This window comes from Neisseria sp. HMSC075C10, from assembly GCF_001815615.1.
GTDB classification, from domain to species: Bacteria; Pseudomonadota; Gammaproteobacteria; order Burkholderiales; family Neisseriaceae; genus Neisseria; species Neisseria subflava_A.
Genome location: NZ_KV821232.1, coordinates 1 through 226, shown reverse-complemented (window position 1 = coordinate 226; position 226 = coordinate 1). Strand labels below are relative to the sequence as shown.

Annotated in this window: 1 pseudogene; it reads right to left on the bottom strand. The window is 49.1% G+C overall.

Features of this window, described 5'->3' with window-relative positions:
* Nucleotides 1–226 (bottom strand): annotated as a pseudogene (locus HMPREF3047_RS00665) (adhesin); the annotation flags it as partial.

The window sequence follows — 226 nt, the reverse complement described above, 5'->3', positions numbered from 1 at the left end:
TGCAAAAGCCTCGGCTGTTTGATTCGGATTGTCTGAAGAGGACATTTCTCTAGCAGCGCCGGGTTTTCCTTTTTGTGGCTGCCCAGGCAGGCGGGTGCGGCCAGACGTTTGCATCCTTTTTAATGCATCAGCCTGCCTTTCTGCAGAAGAAATAGCATTACGTTGGCGTATCGCCTCTATTCTGTTTGGGTTGTGGGATTCGATTTTTTCATGCCGTTGCTGATTA